We start from the raw sequence: 8,564 nt of genomic DNA, 5'->3' as shown, positions 1-8,564 counted from the left end.
GACCGTACGGGCCTTCCTCGCCCGCCGTACGGTCTCCCCGGGGCGGCGGTCGGGCTCCTGCGGGAGGTGGCCGACGGTGGCGGTAGGTGGCACCAGTCTCCAGTTCTGGCGGCGGAACATTGGCAGATCGCTCACCCGCCGGTCACCGCCGGCGGGTGAGACTGGTGGGGCACCGACCGCCCACGTACAGGGGAACTCATGACCGGGTCGCACATCCTGGCCCTCGGCCATTACCAGCCCTCCGGCGTGCTCACCAACGACGACCTCGCCCGCATCGTGCAGACCGACGACGCCTGGATCCGCAGCCGGGTCGGCATCCGCACCCGGCATGTCGCGGCCCCGGACGAGACGGTCGACTCGATGGCGGCCGCCGCCGCGGCCAAGGCCCTGGCCAGCAGTGGCCTGGCCCCTGGGGACATCGACCTGGTCCTGGTCGCCACCTGCACCGCGACCGACCGCAGCCCCAACGCCGCGGCCCGGGTCGCCGCCCGCCTCGGCCTGGACGCACCCGCCACGATGGACATCAACGTGGTCTGCTCCGGCTTCACCCACGCCCTGGCCACCGCCGACCACGCCATCCGGGCCGGCTCGGCGCGGCACGCCCTGGTCATCGGCGCGGAGAAGTTCACCGACGTGGTCGACTGGACCGACCGTACGACCTGTGTGCTGGTCGGCGACGGGGCGGGCGCCGCGGTGGTGTCCGCCGCGCCGGAGCCCGGCATCGGCCCGGTGCTGTGGGGCTCGGTGCCGCAGATGGGCGGCGCGGTGCGCATCGAGGGCGAGCCGGCCCGCTTCGCCCAGGAGGGCCAGACCGTCTACCGCTGGGCGACCACTCAGCTGCCGGCCATCGCCCGGCAGGTCTGCGAGCGCTCCGGGATCGAGCCCGCCGACCTCGCGGGAGTGGTGCTCCACCAGGCCAACCTGCGGATCATCGAGCCGGTCGCGCAGCGGCTCGGCGCGGTCAACGCGGTGGTCGCCAAGGACGTCGTGGACTCCGGGAACACCTCCGCGGCCTCGGTGCCGCTGGCGCTGTCCAAGCTGGTCGAGCGCCGCGAGGTCCCGGCCGGCGCCCCGGTGCTGCTGTTCGCCTTCGGCGGCAACCTCTCGTACGCCGGGCAGGTCATCCGCTGCCCGTGAGGCACCGGGAAACCGGGCCGGCGGCACCCCGCAACCGGCCCGCGCCCACCCCGCACCACCCCCGCAACCGGCCCGCATCCGCTCCGCACCACCCCGCGCCCGGCCCGCGCCCGCTCCGCCTCACCCCCGTACCCGGCCCGCGTCCGATTCGTTCAAGACCCCGGCCGGCCGCGGTGCCTACGCTCGCCGCATGACCACCAGCACTCCCGGCACTCCGACCACCCCGCGGTTCGCCGCCATCGGGATGGTCGTCTCCGACATGGCCGCCTCCCTGGCCTTCTACCGCCGCCTGGGCCTGGACGTCCCGGCCGAGGCGGACACCGCCCCGCACGCCGAGGCACAGCTCCCCGGCGGGCTGCGGCTGATGTGGGACTCGTACGAGACCGCCCGCGCCGTCGACCCCGACTGGACGCCGCCGCAGGGCGGCACACCCACCGGGCTGGCCTTCGAGTGCGACGGCCCGGCCGGGGTCGACGCCGTCTACGCACAGCTCACCGCGGCCGGCTACCGGGGTGCGAAGCCCCCGTGGGACGCCTTCTGGGGGCAGCGCTACGCCGTCGTCCAGGACCCGGACGGCCATGGGGTGGACCTGTTCGCACCACTGCCCTGAACGACCCGGGGGGGCAGCTCTCTCGCGACGGCTCTCGCGACGGCTCCCCGGAAGGCCCCCGGAGCCCCCAGCGACCCCAACGGCCCCGACGGCCCCGACGGCCCCGACGGCCCCGTGCCTCTAGTGCCCCGGCTGCTCGCGCAGGTACTGCGCACCGCACAGGAAGCAGAACGGCTCGGCCTTGTCCGTCCCCCAGGCCTCGGCCGGCTGGGTGGCGGCGGCCGGAGCCAGGTCCCGCCCGCACATCGCCGTGGTGGTGCCCCGCCGCGTCATGTGCCAGAGCTTGACCGGGGTGTCCTCGTGCGGCAGGACACCTTCCTCGTACTCGGCGCGAATCTCGTGCTCCATGGCCGTGCACCTCCTACCCATACGATGCGCCAGCCTTCCAGGGGCCACAACGCCAGCCGGCCCCCTCACCAGGGGCTCAGAACACCGACCAGCCGGTCAGCGTGGTGAAGTGGTCCAGCGCCGCCGCGCCCGCGACGGAGTTTCCCCGGGCGTCCAGTCCGGGGCTCCAGACGCACAGCGTGCAGCGGCCGGGGATGACGGCGATGATGCCGCCGCCGACGCCGCTCTTGGCGGGCAGCCCGACCCGGTAGGCGAACTCCCCCGCCGCGTCGTACGTCCCGCAGGTCAGCATCACCGCGTTGATCCGCTTGGCCTCGCGGGCCTGGAGCAGCCGGCTGCCGTCCGCGCGCAGCCCGTGGCGGGCCAGGAAGCCGCCGGCGACGGCCAGATCGCGGCAGCTCATCTCGATCGAGCACTGCCAGAAGTAGTGCTCGATGACGCTGGGGACCGGGTTCTCCAGATTGCCGAAGGACGCCATGAAGTGCGCCAGCGCGGCATTGCGGTCGCCGTGCTCGGCCTCGGAGTCGGCCACCGCCTGGTCGAAGGCGAGGTCCGGGTTGCCGCTCTCCTCGCGCAGGAAGTGCAGCATCGAGGTGCTGGCGTCGCCGGTCAGCGTCTGCAGCCGGTCGGTGACCACCAGCGCGCCCGCATTGATGAACGGATTGCGCGGAATGCCGTTCTCCGCCTCCAGCTGGACCAGCGAGTTGAACGGCGTTCCGGACGGCTCCCGGCCGACCCGCTTCCAGATGTCGTCGTCGCCGAGGCTCCCGTGGCTCTGCGACATCACCAGCGCCAGCGAGAACGCCTTGGAGATCGACTGGACGGAGAACGGGACCTCCCAGTCGCCGACCCCGTACACCGCACCGTGGATGTCGGCGACCGCGATGCCGAAGCGGTCCGCGGACACCCGCGCCAGCGCCGGTATGTAGTCGGCGACCTGTCCATGGCGGACGAACGGCCGGGCATGGGCCGCTACCTCTTCGAGAACGGCCTGGTAGTCCATGGGGCACACGCTAACCCGACGTGAGCAGCCGACTCATCGGGGCCCCCGTGAGCGCCTTCACCTCCCGCGCCAGGTGCGCCTGGTCCGCATATCCGGCGCGCACCGCGACCTCGGCATAGCCCACCCCGGCGCGCGCCAGACCGAGCGCGCGCACCAGCCGCAGCACCCGGGCCAGGGTCTTGGGGCCGTAGCCGAAGGCGTCCAGGCTCAGGCGGTGCAGCTGCCGTTCGCCCAGCCCGACCGTCCGCGCCACCTCGGCCACCGGGCGGCCCGCCGCGAGCGCCGCGGCCACCTCGGCGGTCCGGCCGTCCGGCGGCGCGGCGCGACGGAGCCGGACCTCGGCGATCCGCTCCAGGACCCGTACGACACCGCCGGGCGTCCCGGCCGCCGCGGCCCGTTCGGTCACCTCCCGCACCCGGCCGGCGGGCCACAGGTCCGCCAACGGCACCCGCCGGTCGCGCAGTTCCCCCGCCGGTACGCCGAAGACCGCCGGGCCCACCCCAGGCGGGAAGCGCACCCCGGTGAAGCGGGTGCCGGGCGGTACGCCGTGGAGGTCCTGCGGGCCGGTGTCCGGGCCCGCCACCAGCAGCCGGCCCTCGCTCCAGATCAGGTCCGTGCAGCCGTCGGGCAGCACCGGTCCGGCAAGGGGCCGGGTGGTGTTGGTCCACAACACCGCACCGGCCAGCCTCGACGGCCGCTCCTGGTAGCCGGCGGCTACGCCGGGCGGCCCACCCGTCTCGCGCTCTTCACCCACATCCCCCAGCCTGGCACGGGAACCCCACGGCGGTCCGCGCCGTTGATCCCTTACGACACGGACCTCACGGAGGTGGCACATGTCAGGGTTTCTCGACCGCGCCAAGGAGCAGGCACGGCAGGGACTGGAAGCGGGCAAACAGAAGGTCGACGAGGTGCAGCAACAGCGGCACGGCAACGACCTGCTGAAGAAGCTGGGCGCGGCGTACTTCGCCGAGCGGCGCGGCAGCGGTTCGTCGGAGGCGACCCAGGACGCGCTCAACGCCCTGGAGGCACACGTCAACACCCACGGGGACGGGTTCCTGCGCGGCTGACGGCCCCGGGCACCTCCCGCCCTGCCGGCGGCGGCCGAAACCGCTCGCACAGGCCCCGAACGACCGGTCCGTTTAATGCCGTTGCCCGCCCGGCGCCGCCGGGCGGGCAGTACAAGCGAGGCAGGAGGCGGTACGCGGCCGGCGGCCGCCGCGCAGGCATCGGAGTGGGTCATGTCCGTACCGCTGTCCGCCACCCGGTTCCGCGGGGCGCTGATGTCCGCGGGACTGCGGGTCGTCTCCCTCGACGGCTGGGAGACCCACAACCGCAACGCGCAGGGGCCATGGGGCCCGGTGCACGGCGTCATGGTGCATCACACCGGCACCTCCGGCACCAAGCACACGGTCCAGGTCTGCCACGAGGGCCGGCCGGACCTGCCGGGCCCGCTGTGCCACGGCGTGCTCACCAAGGACGGCACGGTGCATCTGGTGGGCTACGGCCGCGCCAACCACGCCGGCCTGGGCGACGGTGACGTGCTGCGCGCGGTGATCGCCGAGAAGCGGCTGCCGCCGGACAACGAGGCCAACACCGACGGCAACCGGGTCTTCTACGGCTTCGAGTGCGAGAACCTCGGCGATGGCCACGACCCCTGGCCCGAGGCCCAGCTCGACGCCCTGGCGCGGGCCGCTGCGGCGGTGTGCCGGGCGCACCACTGGACCGAGCGCTCGGTCCTCGGCCACCTGGAGTGGCAGCCGGGCAAGGTCGACCCACGGGGCTTCCCCATGGACCGCTTGCGGGGACGGGTCGCCGAGCACCTGAAGTGACCGGCCCCCGGGCCCCGTGCGGCCTCCCCCGGCCGCACCGGGCACCGGCCCGGCCCGCCGTCTCCCCCACGCGCGACAATGGACGGCGTGACCAGCACCGTTCCCGATCCGCCGGCCGATCCCCGCTCGCTGAGCCCCCGGCTGCCCTCCCCCCTCCAGGAGGTCGAGGACGAGCCGTTCGCGCGCCGCGGGGTACGGCTGCTGCTGAAGCGGGACGATCTGATCCACCCGGACCTGCCGGGCAACAAGTGGCGCAAGCTGGAGCCGAACCTGACAGCCGCGGCGGCGGCCGGCGAACGCACGCTGCTGACGTTCGGCGGGGCGTACTCCAACCATCTGCGGGCCACCGCGGCGGCCGGCCGACTGCTCGGCTTCGCCACCATCGGCGTGGTCCGCGGCGACGAGCTGGCCGGTGCGCCGCTCAATCCGTCGCTGGCCCGCTGCGCCGCCGACGGGATGCGTCTGCACTTCCTCGACCGGGCCCGCTACCGCCGCCAGACCGACCCGGACGTGCTCGCCGCGCTGCACGAGCGCTTCGGCGCCTTCCGCGTCCTCCCGGAGGGCGGCAGCAACGCCCTGGCCGCCCGGGGCTGCACGGAGCTGGGCCGCGAACTGCGCGGCGCGGCCGGCACGGTGGCGGTGGCCTGCGGCACCGGCGGCACACTGGCCGGCCTGGCCGCCGGGCTGGGGCCGGACCAGCGGGCGCTCGGCGTCCCGGTGCTCAAGGGCGGCAGCCCGCACTTCCTGCACGGGGCGGTCGAGGAGCTGCAGCGCGCGGCGTTCGGCGGCCGGCGCGGGCACTGGCGGCTGGACGACCGCTTCCACTGCGGTGGCTACGCCCGCCGCACCGCGGAGCTGGACGCCTTCGCGGACGCCTTCGAGCGGCGCCACGGGCTGCCGCTGGAGCGGGTCTACGTCGCCAAGCTGCTGTACGGGCTGAGCACGCTGGTCGAGGAGGGCGCCTTCCCGCCCGGCAGCACGGTGGCGGCGGTGGTCACCGGCACGCCGTGACGCCGTGGCGGGCCCCGGCGACCCGCCACGACCGGCGCACCGGCCCGGCCGCCCGCGGCAGACCGCGGGGCCCGCCCGTCAGGTGGCGCTCTCCCGGTAGGCCGCGGCTTCCTCCAGGTCCAGCCGGCGCAGCAGGGTGCGCATCATCTCGTCGTCGATCCGGCGGGTGTCGCGCAGCGCGACGAAGACCCGCCGTTCGGCCTCGATCATCTCCCGGGCCAGCCGCCGGTAGGTCTCGTCGGCGGACTCGCCGGTCACCTCGTTAACCGCGCCCAGCCGCTCCCACACGGAGTTGCGGCGCCGCTCCATGACGGAGCGCAGCCGGTCGGCGAGCGGCCCGGGCAGTGCGTTGCGCTCGTCCCGCAGCAGCTCGTCCAGGCGCTCCTCGGCGGCCCGCGAGGCCTCGTTCTGCGCCTGGGCCTCGGCGAGCGTCTCGGCCTGGGTGTCCGGGCCGGGCAGTCGCAGGAAGCGGATCAGCGGCGGCAGCGTCAGCCCCTGGATGACGAGGGTGGCGATGACGGTGGTGAAGGTCAGGAAGAGCACGAGATTGCGGGCCGGGAAGGGGCCGCCGCCGTGCACGACGGCGGGGATCGAGAACGCGATGGCCAGCGACACCACCCCGCGCATCCCGGCCCAGCCGACGATGACCGGCGCGGTCCAGGTGGTGTCGGGCTCCCGGGTGCGGATCCGGGCCGACAGCAGCCGCGGCAGGTACGTCGCGGGGAAGACCCAGACGAACCGGGCCAGGACCACGACGGCGAACACCACCGCCGCGTACCCGAGGGCCTCGGCCCCGCTGAACTCCCCCAGGCCTTCCACCACCACCGGCAGCTGCAGTCCGATCAGGGCGAAGACCGCGGACTCCAGGAGGAAGGAGATCACCTTCCACACAGCGCCTTCCTGCAGCCGGGTCTCGAAGTCCACCTGCCAGGCCCGGTGCCCCAGGTAGAGGCCGACCACGACGACGGCGAGCACCCCGGAGGCGTGGAACTGCTCGGCCAGCGCATAGGCCACGAAGGGGATGAGGAGCGAGAGGGTGTTCTCCAGCAGCGCGGACTCCCGCAACCGGACGCGCAGCCAGTGCAGCGGCACCATCAGGACGATGCCGATGCCGATGCCGCCCAGGGAGGCGACCGCGAACTCCTTCAGACCCTCGCCCCAGGTGGCGCCGGCGCCCACCGCGGCGGCCACCGCGACCTTGTACGCGGTGATCGCGGTGGCATCGTTGACCAGCGATTCGCCCTGCAGGATCGTGGTGATCCGGTGCGGGAGTCCGAGCCGGCGGGCGATGGCGGTGGCCGCGACGGCGTCCGGCGGGGCGACGACGGCGCCCAGGACGAGTGCCGCGGTCAGCGGCAGGTCCGGGATGAGCAGGTAGGCCGCGTAGCCGACCACCAGCGTCGCGAACAGCACATAGCCCACCGACAGCAGCGCCACCGGCCGCAGGTTGGCCCGCAGGTCCAGGTAGGAGCTGTCCAGCGCGGCGGTGTGCAGCAACGGAGGCAGCACCAGCGGCAGCACGATGTGCGGATCGAGGGTGTAGTTCGGGACGCCGGGGAGGTACGACGCCGCGAGCCCGGCCGCGACCAGCAGCAGCGGCGCAGGAACGGGCGTCCGGCGGGCCAGCCCGGCGACCGCCGCGCTCCCCGCAACCAGCAAAAACAGCGGCACCACAGCCATCGGCCCGCCCCTCCCCGTATGCTCCGCCGTCCGTCCCGGCGATCTAACCTGGCCATCATGAGCGAGTGCACGCACCTTGCCGACCTCCCGCGCGCCGAACCGGCCCCGCTGAGCGAAACCTGCCTGGAGTGCCTGGCGGTCGGCAGCCACCCCGTACAGCTGCGGCTGTGCCTGGTCTGCGGCCATGTCGGCTGCTGCGACTCCTCGCCCTACCGCCATGCGACGGGGCACTTCGAGGAGAGCGGCCACCCGGTGATGCGGACGTTCGAGCCGGGCGACGCCTGGCGCTGGTGCTTCGTCGATCAGCAATTGGTGTGAAACGTTCACCGCTGTCGGTTTAGCCTTCCAGGATGATCCGCGAAGCGACGCCCGACGACGTCCCCGTCATCCTCGCCATGATCGGCGAGCTGGCCGCGTACGAACGCGCCTCCGAAGCCGCCCGGGCCACCGTGCCGCAGCTGCACGAGGCCCTCTTCGGGCCGCAGCCGGCGGCCTTCGCACTGATCGCGGAGGAGGACGACTCCCCGGTGGGCTTTGCCCTGTGGTTCCGGAACTTCTCCACCTGGACGGGCACGCAGGGTGTTTACCTGGAGGACCTGTTCGTCCGCCCCGAGGCGCGCGGCGGCGGGCACGGCAAGGCGTTGCTCGCGGCGCTCGCGGAGATCTGCGTCTCCCGCGGATACGAGCGTTTCGAGTGGTCAGTCCTGGATTGGAATGAACCGTCCATCGGCTTTTACCAGTCGATCGGCGCGCTACCCATGGACGAATGGACGGTCTTCCGGCTCACTGGAGATGCGCTGCACCGACTCGCGGCCACCGCGGGCACCAACGCAGCGTAATCGGCCTCGATTTGACAGTGCACACCCCTAGCCACTGTCCGTACCCGTGGTTTTACAATCAGTGACAGCGCTGGGGTGTGGCAATCCCAGGGCGGTGCGCCGACCGG

11 protein-coding genes are annotated in these 8,564 nt (G+C 73.6%); 7 read left to right on the top strand and 4 right to left on the bottom strand.

The window, feature by feature from the left end; genetic code table 11:
• Nucleotides 1-198 precede the first annotated feature (198 nt).
• Together AB0G84_RS03980 and AB0G84_RS03975 are read left to right on the top strand one after the other, a co-directional pair.
• Nucleotides 199-1,137 (top strand): beta-ketoacyl-ACP synthase III, encoded by a 939-nt coding sequence (locus AB0G84_RS03980; RefSeq protein WP_361315004.1) that lies wholly within the window; start codon nucleotides 199-201, stop codon nucleotides 1,135-1,137.
• A 190-nt stretch (nucleotides 1,138-1,327) separates the two neighbouring features.
• Nucleotides 1,328-1,747, top strand: a complete 420-nt coding sequence (locus tag AB0G84_RS03975) for a VOC family protein (protein ID WP_361315002.1) — start codon at nucleotides 1,328-1,330, stop codon at nucleotides 1,745-1,747.
• 120 nt (nucleotides 1,748-1,867) lie between these two features.
• Here AB0G84_RS03975 and AB0G84_RS03970 read toward each other — a convergent pair whose 3' ends face one another.
• The 3 genes from AB0G84_RS03970 to AB0G84_RS03960 all read right to left on the bottom strand — a co-directional run bounded on the left by AB0G84_RS03970 (nucleotide 1,868) and on the right by AB0G84_RS03960 (nucleotide 3,852).
• Entirely contained in the window at nucleotides 1,868-2,095 is a 228-nt protein-coding gene (locus tag AB0G84_RS03970; protein WP_361315000.1) for a hypothetical protein, read from the bottom strand.
• A 76-nt stretch (nucleotides 2,096-2,171) separates the two neighbouring features.
• Complete coding sequence (locus AB0G84_RS03965; protein ID WP_361314998.1) at nucleotides 2,172-3,098, bottom strand: glutaminase; 927 nt, start codon at nucleotides 3,096-3,098, stop codon at nucleotides 2,172-2,174.
• A gap of 10 nt (nucleotides 3,099-3,108) precedes the next feature.
• Entirely contained in the window at nucleotides 3,109-3,852 is a 744-nt protein-coding gene (locus AB0G84_RS03960) for a helix-turn-helix domain-containing protein (RefSeq protein ID WP_361314995.1), read from the bottom strand.
• 79 nt (nucleotides 3,853-3,931) lie between these two features.
• On the opposite strand from AB0G84_RS03960, the gene AB0G84_RS03955 reads away from it, so the two are divergent.
• The 3 genes from AB0G84_RS03955 to AB0G84_RS03945 all read left to right on the top strand — a co-directional run bounded on the left by AB0G84_RS03955 (nucleotide 3,932) and on the right by AB0G84_RS03945 (nucleotide 5,938).
• Entirely contained in the window at nucleotides 3,932-4,165 is a 234-nt protein-coding gene (locus AB0G84_RS03955) for a hypothetical protein (protein ID WP_361314992.1), read from the top strand.
• 171 nt (nucleotides 4,166-4,336) lie between these two features.
• Entirely contained in the window at nucleotides 4,337-4,927 is a 591-nt protein-coding gene (locus tag AB0G84_RS03950) for an N-acetylmuramoyl-L-alanine amidase (RefSeq protein WP_361314990.1), read from the top strand.
• 78 nt (nucleotides 4,928-5,005) lie between these two features.
• On the top strand, nucleotides 5,006-5,938 hold the full coding sequence (locus tag AB0G84_RS03945) for a pyridoxal-phosphate dependent enzyme (protein WP_361314988.1): 933 nt from the start codon (nucleotides 5,006-5,008) through the stop codon (nucleotides 5,936-5,938).
• Between the two features lie 78 nt (nucleotides 5,939-6,016).
• On the opposite strand, the gene AB0G84_RS03940 is transcribed toward AB0G84_RS03945, so the two are convergent.
• Complete coding sequence (locus tag AB0G84_RS03940) at nucleotides 6,017-7,618, bottom strand: Na+/H+ antiporter (protein WP_361314986.1); 1,602 nt, start codon at nucleotides 7,616-7,618, stop codon at nucleotides 6,017-6,019.
• A 57-nt stretch (nucleotides 7,619-7,675) separates the two neighbouring features.
• On the opposite strand from AB0G84_RS03940, the gene AB0G84_RS03935 reads away from it, so the two are divergent.
• Together AB0G84_RS03935 and AB0G84_RS03930 are read left to right on the top strand one after the other, a co-directional pair.
• Nucleotides 7,676-7,936, top strand: a complete 261-nt coding sequence (locus AB0G84_RS03935; protein WP_361314984.1) for a UBP-type zinc finger domain-containing protein — start codon at nucleotides 7,676-7,678, stop codon at nucleotides 7,934-7,936.
• A 32-nt stretch (nucleotides 7,937-7,968) separates the two neighbouring features.
• A complete protein-coding gene (locus tag AB0G84_RS03930; protein ID WP_361314982.1) occupies nucleotides 7,969-8,457 on the top strand; it encodes a GNAT family N-acetyltransferase in 489 nt (162 codons plus the stop codon).
• Nucleotides 8,458-8,564: the final 107 nt, after the last annotated feature.

The organism is Streptomyces sp. NPDC020742, assembly GCF_040641675.1.
GTDB lineage: Bacteria > Actinomycetota > Actinomycetes > Streptomycetales > Streptomycetaceae > Streptomyces.
This window is presented reverse-complemented; position numbering and strand designations above follow the sequence as displayed.